At 66.0% G+C, this 23,355-nt stretch carries 18 protein-coding genes; 14 read left to right on the top strand and 4 right to left on the bottom strand.

Going from position 1 to position 23,355, the window contains the following annotated elements:
• Position 1: 1 nt before the first annotated feature.
• Both C4K40_RS13965 and C4K40_RS13970 read left to right on the top strand, forming a co-directional pair.
• On the top strand, positions 2–892 hold the full coding sequence (locus C4K40_RS13965; protein WP_053129303.1) for a U32 family peptidase: 891 nt from the start codon (positions 2–4) through the stop codon (positions 890–892).
• 131 nt (positions 893–1,023) lie between these two features.
• Positions 1,024–1,524, top strand: a complete 501-nt coding sequence (locus tag C4K40_RS13970) for an SCP2 domain-containing protein (protein WP_053129305.1) — start codon at positions 1,024–1,026, stop codon at positions 1,522–1,524.
• Here C4K40_RS13970 and C4K40_RS13975 read toward each other — a convergent pair.
• The 3 genes from C4K40_RS13975 to C4K40_RS13985 form a co-directional block, all read right to left on the bottom strand.
• Positions 1,512–2,189: a Crp/Fnr family transcriptional regulator gene (locus tag C4K40_RS13975; RefSeq protein ID WP_053129307.1), complete on the bottom strand. Its 678-nt coding sequence runs from the start codon at positions 2,187–2,189 to the stop codon at positions 1,512–1,514. The genes C4K40_RS13970 and C4K40_RS13975 overlap by 13 nt on opposite strands.
• Positions 2,190–2,270: 81 nt before the next feature.
• Entirely contained in the window at positions 2,271–2,918 is a 648-nt protein-coding gene (gene narL, locus C4K40_RS13980; protein WP_053129309.1) for a two-component system response regulator NarL, read from the bottom strand.
• Complete coding sequence (locus C4K40_RS13985; RefSeq protein WP_053129311.1) at positions 2,915–4,705, bottom strand: HAMP domain-containing protein; 1,791 nt, start codon at positions 4,703–4,705, stop codon at positions 2,915–2,917. The genes narL and C4K40_RS13985 overlap by 4 nt, the downstream gene beginning before the upstream one ends.
• A 314-nt stretch (positions 4,706–5,019) precedes the next feature.
• Between C4K40_RS13985 and C4K40_RS13990 the strand changes: the two genes are divergently transcribed.
• The 12 genes from C4K40_RS13990 (at position 5,020) to C4K40_RS14045 (ending at position 21,703) form a co-directional block, all read left to right on the top strand.
• Positions 5,020–6,315, top strand: a complete 1,296-nt coding sequence (locus C4K40_RS13990; protein WP_053129313.1) for a nitrate/nitrite transporter — start codon at positions 5,020–5,022, stop codon at positions 6,313–6,315.
• Entirely contained in the window at positions 6,302–7,699 is a 1,398-nt protein-coding gene (locus tag C4K40_RS13995) for a NarK family nitrate/nitrite MFS transporter (RefSeq protein ID WP_053129315.1), read from the top strand. The genes C4K40_RS13990 and C4K40_RS13995 overlap by 14 nt, the downstream gene beginning before the upstream one ends.
• Positions 7,700–7,769: 70 nt before the next feature.
• Positions 7,770–11,537, top strand: a complete 3,768-nt coding sequence (locus C4K40_RS14000) for a nitrate reductase subunit alpha (protein ID WP_053129318.1) — start codon at positions 7,770–7,772, stop codon at positions 11,535–11,537.
• An 11-nt stretch (positions 11,538–11,548) separates the two neighbouring features.
• Entirely contained in the window at positions 11,549–13,087 is a 1,539-nt protein-coding gene (gene narH / locus C4K40_RS14005) for a nitrate reductase subunit beta (RefSeq protein ID WP_053129321.1), read from the top strand.
• Positions 13,088–13,089: 2 nt separating this feature from the next.
• A complete protein-coding gene (narJ, locus tag C4K40_RS14010) occupies positions 13,090–13,845 on the top strand; it encodes a nitrate reductase molybdenum cofactor assembly chaperone (RefSeq protein ID WP_053129330.1) in 756 nt (251 codons plus the stop codon).
• Positions 13,838–14,518, top strand: a complete 681-nt coding sequence (gene narI, locus C4K40_RS14015; RefSeq protein WP_053129333.1) for a respiratory nitrate reductase subunit gamma — start codon at positions 13,838–13,840, stop codon at positions 14,516–14,518. The genes narJ and narI overlap by 8 nt, the downstream gene beginning before the upstream one ends.
• A gap of 10 nt (positions 14,519–14,528) precedes the next feature.
• On the top strand, positions 14,529–15,452 hold the full coding sequence (locus C4K40_RS14020; RefSeq protein WP_053129336.1) for a peptidylprolyl isomerase: 924 nt from the start codon (positions 14,529–14,531) through the stop codon (positions 15,450–15,452).
• A gap of 10 nt (positions 15,453–15,462) precedes the next feature.
• A complete protein-coding gene (gene moaA / locus C4K40_RS14025; protein ID WP_053129339.1) occupies positions 15,463–16,455 on the top strand; it encodes a GTP 3',8-cyclase MoaA in 993 nt (330 codons plus the stop codon).
• Between the two features lie 251 nt (positions 16,456–16,706).
• Positions 16,707–18,719: a ribonucleoside triphosphate reductase gene (locus C4K40_RS14030; RefSeq protein WP_053129342.1), complete on the top strand. Its 2,013-nt coding sequence runs from the start codon at positions 16,707–16,709 to the stop codon at positions 18,717–18,719.
• Positions 18,720–18,752: 33 nt separating this feature from the next.
• Entirely contained in the window at positions 18,753–18,920 is a 168-nt protein-coding gene (gene nrdD / locus C4K40_RS14035) for an anaerobic ribonucleoside-triphosphate reductase (RefSeq protein WP_053129344.1), read from the top strand.
• Positions 18,917–19,612, top strand: coding sequence for an anaerobic ribonucleoside-triphosphate reductase activating protein (locus tag C4K40_RS14040; protein ID WP_053129353.1), 696 nt, complete (start codon positions 18,917–18,919; stop codon positions 19,610–19,612). The genes nrdD and C4K40_RS14040 overlap by 4 nt, the downstream gene beginning before the upstream one ends.
• A gap of 186 nt (positions 19,613–19,798) precedes the next feature.
• The gene (locus C4K40_RS14045; protein WP_053129355.1) at positions 19,799–21,703 is read left to right on the top strand and encodes an acetate--CoA ligase; all 1,905 of its coding nucleotides are present in this window, start codon (positions 19,799–19,801) and stop codon (positions 21,701–21,703) included.
• 332 nt (positions 21,704–22,035) lie between these two features.
• Here C4K40_RS14045 and C4K40_RS14050 read toward each other — a convergent pair whose 3' ends face one another.
• The gene (locus C4K40_RS14050; protein ID WP_053129357.1) at positions 22,036–23,349 is read right to left on the bottom strand and encodes an aspartate aminotransferase family protein; all 1,314 of its coding nucleotides are present in this window, start codon (positions 23,347–23,349) and stop codon (positions 22,036–22,038) included.
• Positions 23,350–23,355 lie beyond the last annotated feature (6 nt).

Genomic DNA, 23,355 nt, shown 5'->3' on the forward strand with positions numbered 1-23,355 from the left:
GATGAAGCTCAGCCTGGGACCCGTCCTCTACTACTGGGACAAGGAGCGCTTGGCGCGATTCTACGAACAGATGGCCAGCCTGGCGCTGGATGTGATCTACCTGGGGGAAACCGTGTGCTCCAAGCGCCGGGTGTTCAACCTGGACCAGTGGCTGGGCCTGGGCCGCGAGCTGCAGCAGGCCGGTGCGGCGCAGATCGTGCTGTCGGGCCTGACCCTGATCGAGGCCGCCTCCGAGCTGTCGAGCCTGCGCCGACTGTGTGACAACGGCCAGTTCCTGGTGGAGGCCAACGACATGGGCGCGGTGCAGTTCCTGGCCGAGCGCCAACTGCCGTTCGTGGCCGGCCCGGCGCTGAACCTGTACAACGGCCACGCCCTGGCCAAGCTGCAGGACTGCGGGATGATCCGCTGGGTGCCACCGGTGGAATGCTCCGCGGCGCTGGTGCGCGCCGTACTCGAGCAAGTTGCCGGGCTGGGCCGGGCCTTGCCAGAGGTCGAGGTGTTCGCCTACGGCCACCTGCCGCTGGCCTACTCGGCGCGTTGTTTCACCGCCCGTGCGGAAAACCGCCCCAAGGACGACTGCCAGTTCTGCTGCATCAACTACCCCGATGGGCTGGCCCTGAGCAGCCAGGAAGGCCAGGCGCTGTTCACCCTCAATGGCATCCAGACCATGTCGGCCGAGGTCACCAACCTGCTGGCCGATTACCCGGGGCTGGTGGCCTGTGGCGCCGACCTGTTGCGCCTGAGCCCCCGGGCAGAAGGCATGGTCCAGGTAGTGGAAGCCTTCGCCCGGGTCTGCCAGGGCGAGGCGCCACCACTGTGCGTGGACGGCTGCAATGGTTACTGGCATGGCCAGGCGGGCATGCTGCGGGTCGAGGAGGCGGGACTGTGCTGAAACCTACGCAATGGCTGCTCAAGGGCGTCGCTAAAAACGTGGGCGAGGCCGCCAGCGCAAGGCAAAAACCGCCGAAAAAGCGCAGTTCACTTGAAGTGAATGAGCATTTTGAGCCGGCTTTTAACGCAGCGATGGCAACGCAGGTAGTTTTTAGAGGTGCCCTCAAGAGTGCCGACCGGATTTTGCCGCTGGTGCGCCGGGTGCCGTTCGGCCTCCAGCGCCTGGCCCTGGAGCAGGCGCTCAACCGCTGCCTGGCCGAGCCCCTGGCCGATGGCGAGTTCGACCTGTTGCGCGGGCGCTGGTTGTGCCTGCGCATCAGCGACCTGGACCTGACCTGGTACCTGACGCGCCAGCGCGATGGCCTGCACATCGCCCGGCGGGCCCGGGCCGATGTCAGCATCCGCGGCAACTGGCGCGAGTTCCTGCTGCTGGCCAGCCGCCAGGAAGACCCGGATACCTTGTTCTTCCGCCGGCGCCTGGTGATCGAGGGCGATACCGAGCTGGGCCTGACCCTGAAGAACCTGATCGACAGCCTTGACCCGCAGGTGCTGCCGGGGTGGTTGTGGCGCAACCTGGAACGGGCCGGCCAGGGCCTGGCCGGCACCAGTGGGCCCGGCGCTCAGCCGGGGTAGTCGGCCAGGCGGTCGAGGGCGAGGATCTGGATGCTGCGCCGCTGCATGCTGATCAAGCCCTCGTCCACCAGCCGGTGCAGGGTCCGCGAGAAGGTCTCCGGCTGGATGCCGAGCTTGGAGGCCACCAGGCGCTTGGAAACCTGCAACTCGACCCGGCCATCGCTGGGGTCGCATTCCTGGAGCAGGAAGTTGATCACCCGGCGGCTGGCATTGGGCAGGATCAGGGTGTCGATGTCCCGCAGGCGCTGGTGCAGGTGCTGGCTCATGCTGGCCATGACTGCCAGGCACACCTGCGGCTGGTCCTGCAGGGCGTGGCGATAGTGCGCGCCGTCGATGCTCACCAGCACGCAATCCTTGAGGGCACCGGCGCTCACCGGAAAGCTGTGGGCCTGGCTGAACTGCAAGGCCTCGGCGAAGGTCTGGCCGGGCTGGATGATCTCCACCAGGTGCTCCTGGCCCTCGACATTGAGCCGGTACAGCTTGATCTGGCCGCTGACCAGCAGGAAGAAGCGCTTGGCCGGTTCGCCCTGGCGCACCAGGATGTCGTGGCAAGCCAGGCGCTTGAGGGTGGCCAGGGCGCAGACGTCCTCGAAGACCTGGCCCGGCAGCTTGGCGAACAGGTAGTGGCGACGCAACAGCAGGACGGTGGATGGGTGATTGAGCATGGCGTACCTCCGCTGCCGCCCATGGTAGGGCGGCGGACGCCGGTGGCCCATGCCTCCACCGGCCTACCTCCAAGGGAGCAGTCAGGAGACCTGGCGCAGGTGCTCCATGGCCCACACGGCGGCTTCGACCCGCGAGCGCAGGCCCAGCTTGTGCAGCAGGTTCTTCACATGCACCTTGACCGTGCCCTCGGTGATACCCAGCTTGTGGCCGATGACCTTGTTGCTGTAGCCGCTGGCGATGCTGCGCAGGACCTGGCGCTCGCGCTCGGTGAGCTCGACCTCGTTCTGCCGTGGTGGCGAGCGCAGGGCCTGGGCCATGACCCGGGTCAGCCCCGGGCTGATCACCAGGACGCCGTCCATGGCGTCGCGGATGTACTGGATCAGCAGCTCCGGTTCCATGTCCTTGAGCAGGTAGCCATCGGCGTCCAGGCGCAGGGCATCGCGAATGTCGTCCTCGGCATCGGATACGGTGAACAGCAGGACCTTGCCGGCAAAATCCTGCGCGCGCAGGTGGCGCAGGGTTTCCAGGCCGTTCATCTGCGGCATGTTGTTGTCCAGCAGGATCAGGTCCGGTTGCAGCGAGTCCAGCAGGGCCAGGGCCTCGGCGCCGTGGTTGGCTTCGCCGACGATGGTGAAGTCGTCTTCGAGCTCGAGCATCTGGCGGATGCCGCGGCGCATCATCGGATGGTCGTCCACCAGCAGGATGCGGTGGCGCGGGGAGGGGTTCATGAGGGATTACCTTCTGTCAGGCGCCCGAGGAATTCCGGGCGAAACTCCATCTTGACCAGGGTGCCCTGGGGCTCCCGGGAAAAAATCTGCAATTGGCCACGCAGGCTGCGGGCCCGCTCGTCCATGATGTTCAAGCCGTGGTGCTCGCGCAGGTCGTGGCTCCCGCTGAAGCCACGGCCATCGTCCTCGATCGACAGGCACAGCCGCTCGCCGTGCTGGCGCAGTTGCAGCCAGGCGTTTTGCGCGTGGGCATGGCGCAGGCAGTTGGACAGGGCCTCGCGGGTGATCTGCAGGATGTGGATCTGTTCGCTGGCCGACAGCTCGAAGGCCAGGCTGTCGATGTGCAGGTGGACCTGGAACTCGCCCCGGCGGGAAAACTCGCCGGCAGTGTCCTTGAGTTCCTGCACCAGCCCGGCGTCCTGGATCCGCAGGCGGAAGGTGGTCAGCAACTCGCGCAGTTGGCGGTAGGCGGTGTTCAGGCCTTCACGCAGCTCGCTGGTGACGTTCTCCAGGGTCGCCACCGGCTCGTCCCGGCGCATCAGGGTCTGCATGCGGCTGACCTGCAGCTTCATGTAGGACAGCGCCTGGGCCAGGGAGTCGTGCAGTTCGCGGGCGATGATCGCGCGTTCTTCCAGCAGTACCAGGCGGTGATCCTGCTCGCGCTGGCGCTTGAGCTGCAACGAGGTGCCGATCAGGTTGGCCAGGGCCTGGATCAGTTCGATTTCCCAGGGCTGGGGTTCCAGGCCGTTGTGAAAGTGCGCCTTGAGTTCACCGAAGGTGCCGCCCTGGTGGCTGATATCGAAGGCCAGGCTGTCGCTGCGCTGGCGGCAGCTGGCGCAGTCGCTGCTGGCGCAGATCTGCCGGTTGTCGCTGCCATGCAGGGCCAGCAGTTGCTTGGCCTGGGCCTGGCCTTGCAGGCACAACGACAGGCGCAGGCCCGGCAGGCGCTCCTGGAAGCGCCGGATCAGCTCGTCCAGGCCTTCGGCATTGGCCTGGCGGGTGGCCAGGTTGCGACTGCTCTGGTACAGCAGCTCCAGCGCGGCGTTGGCCTGTTGCAGGTGCAGGGTCTTCTGCCGGACTTGGGTTTCCAGGGTGCGATGGGACTGCTCGATGGTCTCGGCCATGGCGTTGAAACTGGTGGCCAGCTGGCCCAGCTCGTCCTCGGACTGGTGGTTGACCCGGGCCCGGAAATCGCCGCAGCGAAAGCGCTGGGTGGCGTCCACCAGCTCCTTGAGCGGACTGATCACGTTGGATTGCAGTTCGTACAGGCCGAACAGCAGGACGATCATGGTGGTGAACAAGGCCGCGCCCTGGATCAGTTGCTGCCAGCCTTGCTTGTGCTCGTTCTCGTGCTGCAACAGGCTGACGAACTGGTTGAGCCGCTCGACGAAGGGCTGGGTGCTGGCCTGGAACAGCCTGGCATCGCCGCGTTGCAGCGCCGGTTGCAGGATCTGCTGCCAGTCGTCCTGCAACTGCCGGTAGCTGAGTTGCAGGTCGAGGTCGTTGCCATCTTCCAGCACGGCCTTGAGCGCCGGGCTGTTGAGACGTTGCTGCAGGCTCTGGCTGATGCGCTCGAGCTCGTCGGCCCCGGCCCCGGCGGCCAGTTTCCAGCTCAGGTGGTAGGTCTCCATGCGCACCGAACCTGCGGTATTGATCGCCGCTGCGTCGCCCTGGCTGAACCAGGCGATCAGGCCGGCGCTGAGGGAGCTGGCCAGGGCCAGCACGCTGATCAGGATCACCGCCAGGCCGGCGCGGGCCGGTAGCGAACTGCGCAACCAGGCGATCATCGGCGATCACCGAAAGCGGGCAGCAGAGAAGGGGGCATGTAGCGCTCCGGGATGGCAAAAGGTTGTTTCGCAGCCTGTCCCTGGCGCTCTACCTCCAAAGAGTTGTTCACCCAAGGTTGCCTCGCGCGGCTCCTGGGGAAACCGGCAAGACCCTGATAAACAAAGGGTTCAGAGGTTTTTCGGCGCTACCTCCTTGGAGGTAGGCGGCGCAAGCATAGACATGCAGGCGCCTGGGCTTCTTTGATCGGAGTCAAGTTTTATCGGGGTTGGCCTCCCTAGTCTGCAGCCAAGATTCACTGGCTGGAGACTCCGAAATGACTCAACCGCGTTTACGCCAAGGCCTGGTGCTGGGCATGAGTACGCTGGCCTTCACTGTCTGCTTCATGGTCTGGATGATGTTTGCCGTACTCGGCGTGCCGATCAAGGAGCTGTTGCAACTCAACGAAACCCAGTTCGGCCTGCTGACCGCCACCCCGGTGCTGACCGGTTCCCTGGTGCGCCTGCCGCTGGGCATGCTCACCGACCGCTTCGGCGGACGCAGCGTGTTCTGCCTGCTGATGCTGGCCTGCGTGTTGCCGCTGTACCTGGTCAGCCACGCCACCACCTATTGGCAGTTCCTGGTGCTGGGCTTGTTCGTCGGCTTGGCCGGGGGCTCGTTCTCGGTAGGCATCGCCTATGTCGCCAAGTGGTTCGACCAGGACAACCAGGGCCTGGCCATGGGCATCTTCGGTGCGGGCAATGCAGGCTCGGCGGTCACCAAGTTCCTCGCCCCGGCACTGATCGCCGCCGGCAGCTGGCAACTGGTACCCAAGGTGTTCAGCGCCATCCTGTTCCTCACCGCGCTGCTGTTCTGGTTCTTCAGCGCCGACAACAAGGCCCATCGCCGGGTGTCCACGGTCGGCCTGGGCGAACAGCTCAAGGCCCTGGCCGAGCCTGCCGTGTGGCGCTACTGCCAGTACTACTCGATCGTCTTCGGCGGGTATGTGGCCCTGGCCCTGTGGATGACCAAGTACTACGTGCAGGAGTACGGCTTCAGCCTGCAGAGCGCCGCGCTGTTGGCCGCCTGCTTCTCCCTGCCGGGCGGGGTGCTGCGCGCCGTCGGCGGCTGGATGTCGGACCGCTGGGGTGCCCAGAGCGTGACCTGGTGGGTGCTGTGGGTGAGCTGGATCTGCCTGTTCCTGCTGTCCTACCCGCAGACCCAACTGCAGGTGCAGACCGTCGACGGCACGCTGGACTTGCACATTGGCCTGAGCCCGGTGCTGTTCACGGTACTGCTGTTCGTCATGGGCATCGCCTTCGCCTTCGGCAAGGCCTCGGTCTTCAAGTACATCGCCAACGACTACCCGCAGAACATGGGCGCGGTGTCCGGCATCGTCGGCCTGGCCGGCGGCCTGGGCGGGTTCATCCTGCCGATCCTGTTCGGCGCCCTGGTGGACCTTACCGGCGTGCGCTCTTCCTGCTTCATGTTGATGTACGGCGTGGTCTGGGTGTCGCTGATCTGGATGTACCTCAGCGAGATCCGCCGGCGCCCGCTACTGGGCAAGCACCCATCCGCCATCCAGGCACCGTTTTCGAGCATTTCCCAAGGAGAAGAACATGTCGGTTCTTAATACGCCCGGCACTGGCCCGGTGATCCACGACTGGCGCCCGGAGGACCCTGCCTTCTGGGGCCAGAGCGGCAAGCGCACGGCCACCCGCAACCTGTGGATCTCGATTCCCGCGCTGTTGCTGGCTTTCGCCGTGTGGATGGTCTGGAGCACGGTGATCGTGCGCCTCAATGCCATCGGCTTCAGCTTCAGCACCGACCAGCTGTTCTGGCTGGCGGCCCTGCCGGGACTCTCGGGAGCGGCGCTGCGAGTGTTCTACTCGTTCATGGTGCCGATCTTCGGCGGCCGGCGCTGGACCGCCCTGAGCACCGCCTCGCTGCTGGCGCCGTCGCTGTGGATGGGCTTTGCCGTGCAGGACCCGGCCACGCCCTACAGCGTGTTCGTGATGATCGCGCTGCTGTGCGGTTTTGGCGGCGGCAACTTCGCCTCGAGCATGGCCAACATCAGCTTCTTCTACCCCAAGTCGCAGCAGGGCACGGCCCTGGGCCTGAACGCCGGGCTGGGCAACCTCGGGGTGTCGGTGATGCAGTTCTGCGTACCGCTGGTGATCACCTTCGGCCTGTTCGGGGTGCTGGGCGGCCAACCCCAGGTGCTGGCCGACGGTGGCCGGTTGTGGTTGCAGAACGCCGGTTTCATCTGGGTGCCGTTCATCCTGCTGGTGACCCTGGCGGCCTGGTTCGGCATGAACGACCTGTCCAGCGCCAGGGCCTCGTTCAGCGAGCAGGCGGTGATCTTCAAGCGCAAGCACAACTGGCTGATGTGCTGGTTGTACCTGGCCACCTTCGGCTCGTTCATCGGCTTCTCGGCGGCGTTCCCGCTGCTGATCAAGACTGCCTTTCCCCAGGTCAACGCCCTGACGTTCGCCTTCCTCGGCCCGCTGGTGGGCGCCCTGGTCCGGCCACTGGGCGGCTGGCTGGCGGACAAGCTGGGCGGCGCGCGGGTCACCCTGTGGAACTTCGTGCTGATGATCCTGATGGTCTTCGGCGTACTGGCGTTCATTCCGCAGCCGGGGGAGAGCGGCAACTTCTACGGCTTCCTCGGCCTGTTCATGCTGCTGTTCATCACCACCGGCATCGGCAACGGTTCGACCTTTCGCATGATCCCGGTGATCTTTCGCACCCTGCATGAGCGCGCCGCCAGCGGCAAGGGCAGCGCCGCCCGCGAGCAGGCCCTCAAGGACGCCGGCAAGGAGTCGGCCGCGGTACTGGGCTTCAGCTCGGCCATGGGGGCCTTCGGCGCCTTCTTCATTCCCAAGACCTTCGGCACCTCGATGAGCCTGACCGGCAGCCCGGCGCTGGCCTTCTACATGTTCGTGGTGTTCTACCTGAGCTGCATCGTCGTGACCTGGTGGTGGTACGCCCGCAAGGGCGCCCAGACCCCTTGCTGACATGCCCCCGTATCCAACCTTTGCCGAGTCGGGGCGCAGAACCCCGCAGCACGCCTGAGAGGACAGCATCATGAGTCACTTGCTGGATCAACTGCGGTTTTTCAACCGCAAGCAAGGCGAGTTTTCCGCCGGTCACGGGGAAACTCGCAAGGAATCGCGCGACTGGGAGAACGTCTACCGTTCGCGCTGGCAGTACGACAAGATCGTGCGCTCCACCCACGGGGTGAACTGCACCGGATCGTGTTCGTGGAAGATCTACGTGAAGAACGGCCTGATCACCTGGGAAACCCAGCAGACCGACTACCCGCGCACCCGCACCGACCTGCCCAACCACGAGCCCCGTGGTTGCCCCCGGGGCGCCAGCTACAGCTGGTACATCTACAGCGCCAACCGCCTGAAGTACCCCAAGGTGCGCAAGGCGCTGCTCAAGCTGTGGCGCGAGGCGCGCCAGACCCTGCCACCCGTGGAGGCCTGGGCCAGCATCGTCGAGGACCGGGCCAAGGCCGACTCCTACAAGAGCAAGCGCGGCATGGGCGGTTTCATCCGTTCCAGCTGGGACGAGGTGACCCAGATCATCGCCGCCGCCAACGTCTACACCGTGAAGCAGTACGGCCCGGACCGGGTGGTGGGGTTCTCGCCGATCCCGGCCATGTCGATGATCAGCTACGCCGCCGGCGCCCGTTACCTGTCGCTGATCGGCGGCACCTGCCTGAGCTTCTACGACTGGTACTGCGACCTGCCTCCCGCCTCGCCGATGGTCTGGGGCGAGCAGACCGACGTGCCGGAGTCGGCCGACTGGTACAACTCCAACTACATCATCGCCTGGGGTTCCAACGTCCCGCAGACCCGTACCCCCGATGCGCACTTCTTCACCGAGGTGCGCTACAAGGGCACCAAGACCGTGGCCATCACCCCGGACTATTCGGAGGTGGCCAAGCTCACCGACCTGTGGCTCAACCCCAAGCAGGGCACCGACGCGGCCCTGGCCCAGGCCTTCAACCATGTGATCTTCAAGGAATTCCACCTGGAGCGGCCCAGCGCCTATTTCACCGAATACGCCAAGCGCTACACCGACCTGCCGGTGCTGGTGCTGCTCAAGCCGATGCTCGGCACCGCGCCGGGCGCCGGCTACCAGCCAGACCGCTTCCTGCGCGCCTCGGACCTGGCCGACAACCTGGGCCAGGACAACAACCCCGAGTGGAAGACCATCGCCCTGGATGCCGATGACCAGCTGGTTTCGCCCCAAGGCTCGATCGGCTATCGCTGGGGCGAGCAGGGCAAGTGGAACATCCTGCCCCGCGAGGGCGGCGCCGGGCGCGAGATCGACCTGCGCCTGAGCCTGATCGGCGGCGACGTCGCCGAGGTGGCGTTCCCCTACTTCGCCGGTGCCGGCCACGAGCACTTCGAGCATGTGGCGGGCGATGCCGTGCAGTTTCGCCGGGTGCCGGTGCGCAGCCTGACCCTGGCCGACGGCAGCCAGGTCAAGGTGGCCACGGTGTTCGACCTGTCGGCGGCCAACCTGGCCATCGACCGCGGCCTGGGCGGCGCCAACGTCGCTCGCGACTACGACGACGCCAACGTACCGGGGACCCCGGCCTGGCAGGAGCAGATCACCGGCGTCAGCCGCGAGAAGGCGATCCAGATCGCCCGGGAGTTCGCCGACAACGCCGACAAGACCCGTGGCCGCTCGATGATCATCCTCGGTGCGGCGCTCAACCACTGGTACCACATGGACATGAGCTACCGCGGGCTGATCAACATGCTCATGCTCTGCGGCTGCATCGGCCAGACCGGTGGCGGCTGGGCCCACTACGTCGGCCAGGAGAAACTGCGCCCGCAGTGCGGCTGGCTGCCCCTGACCTTCGGCCTGGACTGGAGCCGGCCACCCCGGCAGATGAACGGCACCAGTTTCTTCTATGCCCACAGCTCGCAGTGGCGCCACGAGAAGATGAACATGCACGAAGTGCTCTCGCCCCTGGCCGACAAGAGCCAGTTCCCCGAGCACGCCCTGGACTACAACATCCGCGCCGAGCGCGCCGGCTGGCTGCCCAGCTCGCCGCAGTTCAGCAGCAACCCGCTGCACATCTGCCGTGACGCCGCCGCGGCCGGCATGGCGCCCAAGGACTACGTGGTCAAGGCCTGGCAGGACGGCAGCCTGCGCTTCGCCTGCGAGCAGCCGGACGATCCGGTCAACTTCCCGCGCAACATGTTCATCTGGCGTTCCAACCTGCTGGGCTCCTCCGGCAAGGGCCACGAGTACATGCTCAAGTACCTGCTGGGCACCCGCAACGGCGTGATGAACGAGGACATCGGCCAGTCCGGCGACTGCAAGCCGCAAGAAGCCGAATGGGTCGAGCAGGGCCCGACCGGCAAGCTGGACCTGGTCACCACCCTGGATTTCCGCATGTCCTCGACCTGCGTGTATTCCGACATCGTCCTGCCGACCGCGACCTGGTACGAGAAGGACGACATGAACACCTCGGACATGCACCCCTTCATCCACCCGCTGTCGGCGGCCATCGACCCGGCCTGGGAATCGCGCACCGACTGGGAGATCTACAAGAGCATCGCCAAGGCCTTCTCCGAGATGAGCGCAGGGCACCTGGGGGTCGAGCAAGACCTGGTCACCGTGCCGCTGCTGCATGACAGCGTCGGCGAGCTGGCCCAACCCTTCGGCGGCAGCGACTGGAAGACCGCCGGAGTGGCGCCGCAGCCGGGCAAGAACGCGCCGAACCTGCAAGTGGTGGAGCGCAACTACCCGAACATCTACAAGCAGTTCACTTCCCTGGGCCCGTTGCTGGAAAAACTCGGCAACGGCGGCAAGGGCATCAACTGGAATACCGAGGAGGAAGTCCAACTGCTCGGCGAGTTGAACTACCGCGAGCAGGAGGCGGGCATCAGCCAGGGCCGGCCGAAGATCGACACCGCCATCGACGCCGCCGAAGTGGTGCTGTCCCTGGCCCCGGAAACCAACGGTCGCGTGGCGCTCAAGGCCTGGGAAGCCCTGTCGCGGTTTACCGGTATCGACCACAGCCACCTGGCGCAATCCAAGGCCCATGAGGCGATCCGCTTCCGCGATATCCAGGCCCAACCGCGCAAGATCATCTCCAGCCCGACCTGGTCCGGCCTGGAAGACGACCACGTGAGCTACAACGCCGGCTACACCAACGTCCACGAGAACATCCCGTGGCGCACCATCACCGGGCGCCAGCAGTTCTACCAGGACCACCCATGGATGCAGGCCTTCGGCGAGCAGTTGATGAACTACCGGCCACCGGTGGACACCCGGACCATCGAGGCGGTGAAGGGCAAGCGCGCCAACGGCAACCCGGAGATCGTCCTCAACTGGATCACCCCGCACCAGAAGTGGGGGATCCACAGCACCTACAGCGACAACCTGCTGATGCTCACCCTGAGCCGTGGCGGGCCGATCGTCTGGCTCTCGGAGATCGACGCCAAGCGCGCCGGTATCCAGGACAACGACTGGATCGAATGCTTCAACGCCAACGGCGCGGCGACCGCCCGGGCGGTGGTCAGCCAGCGGGTCAAGGAGGGCATGGTGATGATGTACCACGCCCAGGAACGGATCGTGAACGTGCCCGGTTCCGAGACTACCGGCACCCGTGGCGGCCACCACAACTCGGTGACCCGGGTGGTGCTCAAGCCCACCCACATGATCGGCGGCTATGCCCAGCAGGCCTACGGTTTCAACTATTACGGCACGGTCGGTTGCAACCGCGACGAGTTCGTCGTGGTGCGCAAGATGGCCGAGGTCGACTGGCTCGACGGTTCCCGTGGCGACGAGCTGCCACAGCCGTTGCCCACCGAGATGGAATGAGGAATGCAGTCATGAAGATCCGTTCGCAAATCGGCATGGTCCTGAACCTGGACAAATGCATTGGCTGCCACACCTGCTCGGTCACCTGCAAGAACGTCTGGACCAGCCGTGAGGGTATGGAATACGCCTGGTTCAACAACGTCGAGACCAAGCCCGGGATCGGCTACCCCAAGGAGTGGGAGAACCAGGACAAGTGGAAGGGCGGTTGGGTGCGCAACGCCAATGGCTCGATCAACCCGCGCATCGGCGGCAAGTTCCGGGTGTTGGCCAATATCTTCGCCAACCCCGAGCTGCCCGGTCTGGACGACTACTACGAGCCCTTCGACTTCGACTACCAGCACCTGCACACCGCGCCTTCGGGCAACCACCAGCCCACCGCGCGACCACGCTCGGTGGTGTCCGGCAAGCGCATGGAGAAGATCGAGTGGGGGCCCAACTGGGAGGAGATCCTGGGCAGTGAGTTCGCCAAGCGCCGCAAGGATCGCAACTTCGACCAGATCCAGGCGGACATCTACGGTGAGTACGAAAACACCTTCATGATGTACCTGCCGCGCCTGTGCGAGCACTGCTTGAACCCGGCCTGCGCGGCGTCCTGCCCGAGCGGGGCGATCTACAAGCGCGAGGAAGACGGCATCGTCCTGATCGACCAGGAGAAGTGCCGTGGCTGGCGCATGTGCATCAGCGGCTGCCCGTACAAGAAGATCTATTTCAACTGGAAGAGCGGCAAGTCCGAGAAGTGCATCTTCTGCTACCCACGGATCGAGGCCGGCATGCCCACCGTGTGCGCCGAGACCTGCGTCGGGCGCATTCGCTACCTCGGCGTGCTGCTCTACGATGCCGATCGCATCAGCGAGGTGGCCAGCACCGCCGACGAGCAGGACCTGTACCAGAAGCAGCTGGAGATCTTCCTCGACCCCCACGATCCGGCGGTGATCCGCCAGGCCTTGGCCGATGGCGTGCCGCAGTCGGTGATCGACGCCGCGCAGCGCTCGCCGGTGTACAAGATGGCCGTGGACTGGCAACTGGCACTGCCGCTACACCCGGAATACCGGACCTTGCCGATGGTCTGGTACGTGCCGCCGCTGTCGCCGATCCAGAACGCCGCCGCGGCCGGCACTGTGGGCATGAGCGGGGTGATCCCGGATGTCGACAGCCTGCGCATTCCGTTGCGCTACCTGGCCAACCTGCTGACCGCCGGTGACGAGCGACCGGTGCGGCGCGCGCTCAAGCGCCTGCTGGCTATGCGCGCCTACAAGCGCTCGGAACAGGTGGACGGCACGCCGGACCTGCAAGTCCTGGCCGACGTCGGCCTGAGCGTGGCCCAGGTCGAGGAGATGTACCGCTACCTGGCCATCGCCAACTACGAAGATCGCTACGTGGTGCCCAGCGCCCATCGCGAAGAGGCCATGAGCGACGCCTTCGCCGAGCGTTCGGGCTGCGGCTTCAGCTTCGGCAGCGGCTGCAGCGGCAGTTCCGACACCAACCTGTTCGGCGCGAAGAAGGCCAACCGCCGCGACATCATCAAGACCGTCCAGCTGTGGGAGGACTGACCATGCGCATTCTCAAGGTGATTTCACTGCTGCTGGACTACCCGACCCAGGAACTGGTCGCGGGCCGCGACGAACTGGAGCAGGCGATCATCCAGGCCCGGGAGATCAGCCCGCGCCAGCGCGGGGCGCTGTTCGAACTGCTGGAGCTGATCTGCAACAACGACCTGATGGACCGCCAGGAACACTACGGGGCGCTGTTCGGCCGGGGCCGCTCGCTGTCGCTGCTGCTGTTCGAGCACGTGCACGGCGAGTCCCGCGATCGCGGCCAGGCCATGGTCGACCTGCTGGCCCAGTACGAGGCGGCGGGTTTCGCCCTGGGCGTCAAGGAGCTGCCGGATTACATCCCGCTGTACCTGGAGTACCTGTCGACTCGCGATGAGCTGGAGGCGCGCGAGGGCCTGGCCGATGTCGCGCACCTGCTGGCGCTGCTCGCCGCCCGCCTGGAAGAGCGCGAGAGCTTCTATGCCGGCTGCTTCCGCGCCTTGTTGCAGATCGCTGGGGCCGAGCCGCACCAGGCCGTGGCCGATGTGCGTGAGCAGGTGGCGGCGGAGCAGCGCGACGATTCCCTGGAGGCCCTGGACAAGATCTGGGAGGAAGAGGCGGTGGACTTCCTCCAGGCCCAGCAGCAGGACCGTTGCGCCGGACAGGCCAGTGCGCCGGGCAAGCCCCGGGAGGAAAGCGCGGTGCCGCTGCACTGGGTGGATTTTCAGGATCAAGTGCTGGCCCGCAAGCCGGCCGGGGAGGTGGGTAATGTCTAAGTGGAACCTGTTGTTGTTCGGGGTGTATCCCTATGTGGCCCTGGCGATCTGCCTGCTGGGCAGCTGGGCGCGGTTCGACCTGTCCCAGTACACCTGGAAGGCCGGCTCCAGCCAGATGCTCTCCAGCCGTGGCATGCGGCTGGCGAGCAACCTGTTTCACATCGGCGTGCTGTTCGTCCTGGCCGGGCATTTTGTCGGCTTGCTGACCCCGGCCTCGGTCTATCACCACGTGATCAGCACCGAGCACAAGCAACTGCTGGCCATGGTTTCCGGTGGCTTTTTCGGCCTCCTGTGCCTGCTGGGCCTGGTGCTGCTGATCAAGCGGCGCCTGACCGACCCTCGGGTACGGGCGACTTCCAGTACTTCGGACATCCTGATCCTGCTGGTGCTGCTGGCCCAGTTGCTGCTGGGCTTGCTGACCATCGTCGCCTCCACCGGGCACATGGACGGTTCGGTGATGGTGATGCTCGCCGACTGGGCGCAGTACACCGTGCTGTTGCGGCCGGTGGATGCGGCGGCGGCCATCGCCCCGGTGGCCCTGGTGTACAAGCTGCATGTGCTGCTGGGTCTGAGCCTGTTCGTGCTGTTTCCCTTTACTCGACTGGTGCACATCGTCAGTGCCCCGGTGTGGTACCTGGGCCGGCGTTATCAAATCGTGCGGCACAAAGCCTGAGGAGGCGACCATGACCAGTGGATGCGGATGTGGCGGTAATGGGGGTGGCAATGGCGGCTGCTCCTCCTCGGCAGTGCACCCGCCCCAGGCGGTTGGCCAGGGGCCGGAGCTGGCGGTGGAGATAACGCCGCAGCTGATTGCCAGCAGTGAGCAGGAATGGCCGGTGGTCAGTGTCAACGGCACCCTGATCGAGCCCCAGGCCATGGCCCAGGAGCTGCAATACCATCCGGCGGCCGATCGCCAGGAGGCGGTGTTCCTGGCCGCCAGGGCGCTGGTGATCCGCGAGCTGCTGCAGCAACGGATCGCCGAGCTGGGCCTTGGGGCCCGGCTCGGTGCCGGGGAGAACCAGGAGGAGGCGGCCACCCGCTTGCTCCTGGAACATGAGGTGCAGGTGCCCGAATGCGACGAGGCCAGCTGCCACCGCTACTACGCCAGCAACCGCGGGCGCTTCCACAGCGCGCCGCTGCTGGCGGTGCGGCATATCCTGCTCGAGTGCGCCCCGGACGATGCCCAGGCGCGGGCCCAGGCCTTCACCCAGGCGCAGATTCTCTGCGAGCGGTTGGTGCAGTTCCCCGGGCAGTTCGCCGAGCTGGCGCGCAAGTACTCGGCCTGTCCGTCCAAGGAGCAGGGCGGCGAGTTGGGGCAGATCAGCAAGGGCCAGACCGTGCCGGAGCTGGAGCGCCAGTTGTTCACCCAGGGCCAGGGCCTGGTGGCCAAGCCTTTGGAGAGTCGTTATGGCTGGCACGTGCTGAGCGTCGACCAGCGGATCGAGGGCCAGCCCTTGCCCTACGAGGCGGTGGCCACGGCGATCCGTACCCAGCTGCAGCAGGGGGTATGGCAGAAGGCGGTGGTGCAGTACCTGCAGACCCTGGTGGGCGCCGCGGACATTCGCGGGATCCGCCTGCAGGGTGCCGATTCGCCGCTGGTGCAATAGGAGCAGGAGCATGGGCAAGTTGATGCAGGATGGCTTCGGGCGGCAGATCGACTACCTGCGCCTGTCGGTGACCGATCGCTGCGATTTGCGTTGTGTCTATTGCATGGCCAGCGACATGACGTTCCTGCCGCGCCAGCAGGTGCTGACCCTGGAGGAATTGCTGCGCCTGGCCACGCTGTTCGTCGGCCAGGGTGTGCGCAAGATCCGCCTGACCGGCGGCGAACCGCTGGTGCGCCCGGGGATCGTCGAGCTGTGCCGGCGGATCGCGGCCTTGCCGGGCCTGCGGGAGTTGGTGATGACCACCAACGGCACGCAGTTGCAGCGCCTGGCCCGGCCCCTGGCCGACGCCGGGGTGCGCCGGCTGAATATCAGCCTGGACAGCCTGGACGGCCAGCGCTTTCGGGCCATCACCCGCAACGGTGACCTGGACCAGGTGCTGCGCGGTATCGAGGCCGCGCGGCAGGCCGGTTTCGAAGGCATCAAGCTCAACTGCGTGGTGATGCAGGGACGCAATTTCGACGAGGTGCCGGTGCTGTTGCAATACGCTATCGACCAGGGCATCGATATCACCTTCATCGAGGAAATGCCCCTGGGGGAGGTGGGGCGCTCGCGGGGCGAGGCGTTCTGTGCCAGCGACCAGGTGCGGCGGCTGATCGCCAGCCGCCATGCCTTGCTCGACAGCGCCGAGAACAGCGGCGGCCCGGCGCGCTACATGCGCCTGGTGGAGCATCCGCGAACCCGCGTCGGTTTCATTTCACCCAACAGCCACAACTTCTGCGCCACCTGCAACCGGGTGCGCCTGACCGTCGAAGGCAAGCTGTTGCTGTGCCTGGGCCAGGAAGATTCCCTGGACTTGCGCGGCCTGCTGCGCCGCTATCCGCTGGACGATGCGCCGCTGATCGATGCCCTGCAACAGGCGTTGCGGCGCAAGCCGCTGCGCCATGACTTCGATCCCCAAGGCGCGGTGCAACTGGTGCGCTTCATGAACATGAGCGGGGGTTGACGCGCCACTCGCCGCCAAGCCTTCCATACCGCAGAACCTTGCGAAAGGTGTTGCCTGCCTTGCGAGTCCTGCGGTCTCGTGCGGTGTCTCGCGCTGCTCGGCAGCGGTTACAGGGTTTGGCGTCGGGCAGTCGCCGGGGAGCGGGAAAATACTTGATCACGATCAATGGCAATCAATCTCATGCTCCGTAATATTCCTGCATCTTGTGTTTTGAAATTCCAAAACACCTATATGTAGTGTCAGGAGGGTGGATGCACAGCACACTGATCGAAGTGGGGCACAACCGGCTGCACAAGCGCGATGGCAGCCTGGTGGCCTTTGACGCGGACAAGATCCGCCAGGCGCTGATCGCCGCCGGCAAGGCCACCGGCGAGTACGCCGAAGCCGAAAGCGAAGGCCTTTTGGCGGCGGTCCTGGCCCACCTGGAAGGGTGTCCGCAGCTGCATGTGGAGCAGATCCAGGATCGGGTCGAACGGGTGCTGATGGATGCCGGGCACTTCCTCTCGCTACGCGCCTACATCGTCTACCGCGAACAGCACGGGCGCCTGCGCCGCGACCGCAAGACCCTGGTGGAGGTGGCGGCCTCGATGAACGAGTACCTGGACCGCCAGGACTGGCGGGTCCAGGCCAACGCCAACCAGGGTTATTCCCTGGGCGGGCTGATCCTCAACGTATCCGGCAAGGTCACCGCCAACTACTGGCTCGACGAGGTCTACAGCGAAGCCATCGGCCGCGCCCACCGCGAGGCCGACCTGCACATCCACGACCTGGACATGCTCGCCGGCTATTGCGCCGGCTGGTCCCTGCGCACCCTGCTGCACGAGGGCCTCAACGGCGTGCCGGGGCGGGTCGAGGCAGCGCCGCCCAAGCACCTGGGCAGCGCCCTGGGGCAGATGGTCAACTTCCTTGGCACCTTGCAGAACGAATGGGCCGGGGCCCAGGCCTTCAGTTCCTTCGATACCTATCTTGCGCCCTATGTGCGCAAGGACCGGCTGGGTTTCGAAGAGGTGCGCCAGGCCATCCAGGAGTTCATCTACAACCTCAACGTACCGTCGCGCTGGGGAACCCAGACCCCCTTCACCAACCTGACCTTCGACTGGGTATGCCCGCAGGATCTGCGCGAGCAGATCCCGGTGATCGGCGGGGAGGAAATGCCTTTCGCCTATGGCGAGCTGCAAGAGGAAATGGACCTGATCAACCGCGCCTATATCGAGGTCATGCAGGCCGGCGACGCCAAGGGCCGGGTGTTCACCTTCCCGATTCCCACCTACAACATCACCCATGACTTTCCCTGGGACAGCGACAACGCCGAGCGGCTGTTCCAGATGACCGCCCGCTATGGCTTGCCGTACTTCCAGAACTTCCTCAACTCGGACATGCAACCCAACCAGGTGCGCTCCATGTGCTGCCGCTTGCAACTGGACGTGCGCGAACTGCTCAAGCGCGGCGGCGGGCTGTTCGGCTCGGCGGAGCAGACCGGCTCACTGGGCGTGGTGACCCTCAACTGCGCGCGCCTGGGCTACCTGTACAAGGGCGATGCCAGCGGCTTGCTGCGGCGCCTGGACCTGCTGATGGAACTGGCCATGGAGAGTCTGGAGGTCAAGCGCAAGGTGATCCAGCACCACATGGACGCCGGCCTGTATCCCTACACCAAGCGCTACCTGGGCACCTTGCGCAATCACTTCTCCACCATCGGCGTCAACGGCCTGCACGAGATGCTGCGCAACTTCAGCGACGACCAGATGGGCCTGCACACCGCCCAGGGCCGACGCTTCGCCCTGAACCTGCTGGACCATGTGCGCGCCACCCTGGTGCGCTTCCAGGAAGAGACCGGGCATTTGTACAACCTCGAAGCCACGCCGGCCGAGGGCACCACCTACCGTTTCGCCAAGGAGGATCGCAAGCGCTTCCCCGGCATACTCCAGGCTGGCTGCCATGAGGCGCCGTACTACACCAACTCCTCGCAGCTGCCGGTGGGCTACACCGACGATCCGTTCGAGGCCCTGGAACTGCAGGACGAGCTGCAATGCAAGTACACCGGCGGCACGGTGCTGCACCTGTACATGGCCGAGCGGATTTCCTCGGCCCAGGCCTGCAAGCAACTGGTGCGCCGGGCGCTGGAGCGGTTCCGCCTGCCATACCTGACGATAACCCCGACCTTCTCCATCTGCCCGGTACACGGCTACCTGGATGGCGAGCACGAGTTCTGCCCGAAATGCGATGAGGCCCTGTTGCTGGCGCAGCGCCAGGGCAGCCTGCACTGAGCCACTTTCCCTGAAGACCAAGGAGTTTCTCCCATGACTGCACAAGCCAACCTGCCTACCGCCCAACGCCAGCGCTGCGAAGTCTGGACCCGGGTGATGGGCTACCACCGCCCGGTCGCCGCGTTCAATCCCGGCAAACAGTCCGAGCATCGCGAGCGCCTGCACTTCAACGAACGCGCGGCCACGGCCGCTCACCCTTGAACCGAGCACTACGGGTCGGGGGCCTGGTGCCCCTGACCACCCTCGACTACCCGGGGCGACTGGCCTGCGTGCTGTTCTGCCAGGGCTGCGCCTGGCGCTGCCGCTACTGCCACAACCCGCAACTGATCCCGCCCCGAGGCCTCGATGAGCGTCCCTGGGAGCAGGTCCTGGAGTTCCTCCGGCGCCGCCAGGGGCTGCTGGAAGCGGTGGTGTTCAGTGGTGGCGAGCCGACCTTGCAGGAGGGGTTGCCGGACGCCATGGCCCAGGTCCGCGAGCTGGGATTCGTCGTGGGCCTGCACAGCGCCGGGATCAAGCCCGAAGCCCTGGCCCGGGCCTTGCCATTGGCCGACTGGGTGGGTTTCGACGTCAAGTCCCTGGCCGAGGATTGCCAGGCCATCACCGGCGTGCGTGGCAGCGGCGCGGCCAACTGGCGCAGCCTGGAATACCTGCTGCAAAGTGACGTGGACTACGAATGCCGGACCACGGTGCACTGGCACCTGGCGGACCCTGCGCGGTTGCTGGCCCTGGGGCGGCGCTTGCAGGCCTACGGCGTGCAACGCTTCGTGGTGCAACTGGTGCGCACGGCGCGCATGCTCGATGCCGACCTGCCTGCGGCAGCGCCCCAGCAGGGGTTGCCTGGATTGTGGCAGGAGCTGGGCGAACTCTTCGCCGATTTCCAACTGCGCAGCTGAGGGCCAGGCTGGCCGGCCGTGGCGGATCGACTAGGCTGCCAGGAGGCTCGCGGCGCAGAGTCAAAAAACTGTGGTGCAGGGTCAAGCAGGGACCGGGCGGCCTGCCCAGGATGGGCGCAGGCCGGCGGCGGACCTGCACGGCGAGCGCGGCCTATCGAACCTCCAACAAGAACAGGACATCGCGCAATGAATGCCTACCTGACCGCCTTGGCCCATGCCCAGGCCGATCCCGTCGACTTCTGGCACCAGCAGGCCCGCTTGCTGGACTGGATGCGCTTTCCCCGGCAGATCTTCCAGCAGCAGGATCCCCAGACCTACCAATGGTTCGCCGATGGGCAGCTCAATACCTGCCAACTGGCCCTGGACCGGCACGTCGAGGCCGGGCATGGCGAGCGCCTGGCATTGATCTACGACTCCCCGGTCACCGGCCAGCAACGACGCCTGAGCTACGCGCAGTTGCTGGAACAGGTGGCGCGCTGCGCCGGCATGCTGCGTGGGTTGGGGGTGGAGCAGGGCGACCGGGTGGTGCTGTACATGCCGATGATCCCCGAGGCAGTGATCGGCATGCTGGCCTGCGCCCGGCTGGGGGCGGTGCATTCGGTGGTGTTCGGCGGTTTCTCGGCGGCGGAGCTGGCGGTGCGCATCGACGATGCCCGGCCCAAGGTCCTGCTGACCGCCAGTTGCGGCATCGAGTACGAACGCGTGGTGCCCTACAAGCCGCTGGTGGACAAGGCCCTGGAACTGGTGGCACAGCCGCCGGAGCGGGTGGTGGTCGTGGCCCGGCCCCAGGCCGGCGCCGAACTGCGCCAAGGCCGGGATGTCGACTGGGCGGCGCTGATGACCGATGCCGAGGCAGTGCCGGCGGTGCCATTGTTGGCCGGCGAACCGTTGTACGTGCTGCATACCTCGGGCACCACGGGCAAGCCCAAGGGCGTGCTGCGCGACAATGGCGGCCATGCGGTGGCCCTGAACTACAGCATGCAGGCGGTCTACGACGCCCAGCCCGGGGAAGTGTTCTGGGCTGCCTCGGACATCGGCTGGGTGGTGGGGCATTCGTACATCGTCTATGGGCCCCTGATCCGTGGTTGCACCACCTTGCTCTACGAGGGCAAGCCGGTGCGCACCCCCGATGCCGGGGCATTCTGGCGGGTGATCGCCGAGCACCGGGTGAATGTGTTCTTCACCGCGCCCACCGCCTTTCGCGCCATCAAGCGCGAGGACCCCCATGGCCGACTGCGCCAGGAACACGATCTGTCCTGCCTGAAGGCGGTGTACGTGGCCGGCGAGCGCCTGGACCCTGCCACCTACGACTGGCTGCGCGAGTCGTTGCCATGCCCGGTGATCGATCACTGGTGGCAGACCGAGACCGGCTGGCCGGTGGTCAGCACGCCGCGTGCAACCGGTGGTTACCCGGTCAAGGCCGGTTCGGCCGGGCTACCGGTGCCCGGCTACCAGCTGGCGGTGCTCGATGACCAGGGCGAGCCGGTGCCCTGTGGCGAACCGGGCAACATCGTGCTGCGCCTGCCTTTGCCGCCCGGGGTGCTCAATACCTTGTGGCAGGACCGCCAGCGTTTTCTCGACAGCTACCTGGGGACCTTTCCCGGCTACTACCTGAGCGGCGACGGTGGCTATGTGGATGCCCAGGGTTATGTGTTCGTCATGGGGCGCATCGACGATGTGATCAACGTGGCCGGCCATCGCCTGTCCAGCGGTAGCCTGGAACAGGCCCTGGGCGAGCACCCGGCGGTGGCCGAATGCGCCGTGGTGGCCCTGGACGATGCCCTCAAGGGCGAGGTGCCGGTGGGTTTCGTGGTGCTCAAGCAGGACGCCCGGGTGGACCCCGGGCAACTGGAGCAGGAACTGGTGCAACAGGTACGCGAGCAGGTCGGGGCCCTGGCTTCGCTGCGTCGGGTACTGGTGCTCAAGCGCCTGCCCAAGACCCGCTCGGGGAAGATCCTGCGCAAGACCATGCGCAGCCTGGCCCGGGGTCCGGAAGTGGCGGTGCCGGCGACCATCGAGGACGTCCAGGTGCTCGATGAGCTGCGCCAGCTGTTCGCCGAGCAGGGCTTCTATGGAGCAGGACCGGGCTAGGCTTTTAAAGGAGATTGTAGGAGCGAGCGGGCGGCGATCCGGCTTGCCCGCGATGGACTTCGGAACGCTGGGTTGAGCCAGTCAAAACGCGCTGGCGTTAACGATCATCGCGAGCAAGCTTCGCTCCTGCAGGTTGACTGACTGGCGGGTTTTTCAACGCGGGCCTGGCCCTTGCAGGGCGTCTCTAAAAACGTAGGCGAGGCAGCCAGCGCAAGGCAAAAACCGGCGAAAAAGCGCAGTTTATAAGAGGTAAATGAGCATTTTGACCGGGCTGGCGCACCAGCCGGTTTTTAACGCAGCGATGGCAATACAGGTAGTTTTTAGCGGTGCCCTTACAGGCGCCGCAGGACTCGCTCCAGGGCGTCGAGGAACTGCCCGGCCTGATCCTGGCTGAAGCACAGCGGCGGGCGGATCTTCAGGGTGCTGTTGGCCGCTCCGGCAACGCCGATCAACATGCCTTCGTCACGCAACTGGTTGACCAGGCGCCGTGCGGTCGCCGGGTCCAGCGTGCCGCTGTCCGGCTGGCGGATATCGACGCCCAGGAACAAACCGGCGCCACGCACCTCGGCCAGCACCGGATGATCCGCCGCCAGGCTCTGCAGGCCCTGCATGAGCAGGCCGCCCACTTGCAAGGCATTGGCTTGCAGGCCTTCTTCCTCGATCACCTGCAGCACCGCCAGGCCCACCGCGGCCGACACCGGGTTGCCGCCGAAGGTGTTGAAGTAGCTGGCGTGCTGGCCGAAGCGCTGGACGATATGCGGGCGTACCGCCAAGCCCGCCAGCGGGTGGCCGTTGCCCATCGGTTTGCCCATGGTCACCAGGTCCGGTACCAGGCCGTGGCGCTCGAAGCCCCACATGTGGCTGCCGGTGCGGGCGAACCCCGGTTGTACTTCGTCGGCGATGAACAGGCCGCCAGCCTCGCGGATGGCTTGCACCGCCGGAGCGAGGAAGCCCGGCGGGTCGGCGAATACCCCGTCGCTGGTGAACAGGGTGTCCACCAGCAACGCCGCCGGGCGGATGCCATGGCGCTGCATATCGGCGATGGCCGCGCGCACCTGGTTGGCGAAGACCTGGCCCACCCGTTCCGGGTGCCGGGCGGCGTGCAGCGGCGCATCCACCACCCGGCAGTCCCGGGACAGCGGCACGTAGTCGCCCACCGAGGGCGACAGCTCGGCAATCGCCAGGGTCATGCCGTGGTAGGCGTAGCGGGTGACGATCACCCCGGTGCCGCCGCTGTAGTCCCGGGCGATGCGCAGGGCCAGGTCGTTGGCCTCGCTGCCGGTGCAGGTGAACATCGCCTGGCCCAGTTCCACGGGCAGGGTGGCCAGGAGTTTTTCGGCGTAGTCCAGCACGCCTTCGTGCAGGTAGCGGGTATGGGTATTGAGTTGTGCGGCTTGCCCGGCCAGGGCCTGGACCACCCGGGGATGGCAATGGCCGACCGAGGCGACGTTGTTGTACAGGTCCAGGTAGCGCCGCCCGGCGCGGTCCTGCAGCCAGGCGCCGCTACCGCTGACCAGGTGCAGGGGTTGTTCGTAGAACAGCTGGTAGGCCGGTCCCAGCAAGCGTTGCCGGCGTTCGATCATGGCGCGCTGGGCGCTGTCCAGGGCCTCGGCGTGTTCGGCTTGGAAGGCGTTGACTTTCAACATGGCGAG

The organism is Pseudomonas sp. CMR5c, assembly GCF_003850545.1.
Taxonomy (GTDB): domain Bacteria; phylum Pseudomonadota; class Gammaproteobacteria; order Pseudomonadales; family Pseudomonadaceae; genus Aquipseudomonas; species Aquipseudomonas piscis.

What these genes read in the sequence shown, in the direction of transcription:
- C4K40_RS13965 (WP_053129303.1), top strand. Translation starts at nt 2, where the DNA reads ATGAAGCTCAGCCTGGGACCCGTCCTCTACTACTGGGACAAGGAGCGC.
- C4K40_RS13970 (WP_053129305.1), top strand. Translation starts at nt 1,024, where the DNA reads ATGGCAACGCAGGTAGTTTTTAGAGGTGCCCTCAAGAGTGCCGACCGG.
- C4K40_RS13975 (WP_053129307.1), bottom strand. Translation starts at nt 2,189, where the DNA reads ATGCTCAATCACCCATCCACCGTCCTGCTGTTGCGTCGCCACTACCTG.
- narL (WP_053129309.1), bottom strand. Translation starts at nt 2,918, where the DNA reads ATGAACCCCTCCCCGCGCCACCGCATCCTGCTGGTGGACGACCATCCG.
- C4K40_RS13985 (WP_053129311.1), bottom strand. Translation starts at nt 4,705, where the DNA reads ATGATCGCCTGGTTGCGCAGTTCGCTACCGGCCCGCGCCGGCCTGGCG.
- C4K40_RS13990 (WP_053129313.1), top strand. Translation starts at nt 5,020, where the DNA reads ATGACTCAACCGCGTTTACGCCAAGGCCTGGTGCTGGGCATGAGTACG.
- C4K40_RS13995 (WP_053129315.1), top strand. Translation starts at nt 6,302, where the DNA reads ATGTCGGTTCTTAATACGCCCGGCACTGGCCCGGTGATCCACGACTGG.
- C4K40_RS14000 (WP_053129318.1), top strand. Translation starts at nt 7,770, where the DNA reads ATGAGTCACTTGCTGGATCAACTGCGGTTTTTCAACCGCAAGCAAGGC.
- narH (WP_053129321.1), top strand. Translation starts at nt 11,549, where the DNA reads ATGAAGATCCGTTCGCAAATCGGCATGGTCCTGAACCTGGACAAATGC.
- narJ (WP_053129330.1), top strand. Translation starts at nt 13,090, where the DNA reads ATGCGCATTCTCAAGGTGATTTCACTGCTGCTGGACTACCCGACCCAG.
- narI (WP_053129333.1), top strand. Translation starts at nt 13,838, where the DNA reads ATGTCTAAGTGGAACCTGTTGTTGTTCGGGGTGTATCCCTATGTGGCC.
- C4K40_RS14020 (WP_053129336.1), top strand. Translation starts at nt 14,529, where the DNA reads ATGACCAGTGGATGCGGATGTGGCGGTAATGGGGGTGGCAATGGCGGC.
- moaA (WP_053129339.1), top strand. Translation starts at nt 15,463, where the DNA reads ATGGGCAAGTTGATGCAGGATGGCTTCGGGCGGCAGATCGACTACCTG.
- C4K40_RS14030 (WP_053129342.1), top strand. Translation starts at nt 16,707, where the DNA reads ATGCACAGCACACTGATCGAAGTGGGGCACAACCGGCTGCACAAGCGC.
- nrdD (WP_053129344.1), top strand. Translation starts at nt 18,753, where the DNA reads ATGACTGCACAAGCCAACCTGCCTACCGCCCAACGCCAGCGCTGCGAA.
- C4K40_RS14045 (WP_053129355.1), top strand. Translation starts at nt 19,799, where the DNA reads ATGAATGCCTACCTGACCGCCTTGGCCCATGCCCAGGCCGATCCCGTC.
- C4K40_RS14050 (WP_053129357.1), bottom strand. Translation starts at nt 23,349, where the DNA reads ATGTTGAAAGTCAACGCCTTCCAAGCCGAACACGCCGAGGCCCTGGAC.